Origin of the sequence: Pseudomonas sp. BN411 (genome assembly GCF_029871235.1) — a bacterium.
Lineage (GTDB): Bacteria > Pseudomonadota > Gammaproteobacteria > Pseudomonadales > Pseudomonadaceae > Metapseudomonas.
On record NZ_SSOM01000001.1, the window covers coordinates 1 to 778 of the forward strand.

Annotated in this window: 1 protein-coding gene; it reads right to left on the minus strand. The window is 64.0% G+C overall.

The window, feature by feature from the left end:
- Nucleotides 1–778: cadherin-like domain-containing protein (locus tag E8F06_RS00005; RefSeq protein ID WP_280362955.1), on the minus strand; the 778-nt coding region annotated here is incomplete at both ends.

Below are 778 nucleotides of genomic sequence, written 5' to 3' on the forward strand. Positions count from 1 at the left end.
ATTGGTAGCCGTCAGTGCCGGGCCGTCGACATCCGACGCATTGCCCAGCAACTGGGCCTGGGTGATCAGGCGGACACCGCTGTCCTCGGCGATGGTGGCCAGGGTTACCGGGGTGGTGGTTGGAGCATCGTTGACCGCGGTGATCTCCAGGCTGGCGCTGCCGGTGGCACTGAGCGAACCGTCGGTTACGGAGTAGCTGAAGCTGACGGAGCTGTCGTCGTTCAGCGCTGGAGTGTAAGTCCAGGTGCCATTGCCGTTATCGAGCAGGCTGCCGCTGCCGGAGCTTATCTGCAGATTGGTAGCGGTCAGCGCAGGGCCGTCGACATCCAACGCATTACCCAGCAGTTGGGCCTGGGTAATCAGGCGGGCACCGCTGTCTTCGGCAATCGCAGTCAGGGTTACCGGAGTGGTGGTGGGGGCGTCATTGACCGAAGTGATGTCGAGGCTCGCCTCGCCAACGGCAGTGAGGTCGCCGTCACTGACGGTGTAGGTGAAGGAAACGGCGGTGTCGTCGTTCAGTGCTGGGGTATAGGTCCAGGTACCGTCGAGGTTGTCGACCAGGCTGCCGTTGCCCGACGTAATAGCCAGGTCCACCGCGGTGAGGTCGTCGCCCTCGATGTCATCGGCATTGGCCAGCAACTCGGCTTGGGTGATCACGCGGACGCCGCTGTCTTCGGCGATGGCGTCCAGCGTCACTGCGCTGGTCGTCGGCGCATCGTTGACCGGGGTGATATCCAGGCTGGCGCTGCCGGCGACAGTGAGGTCGCCGTCGCTGATC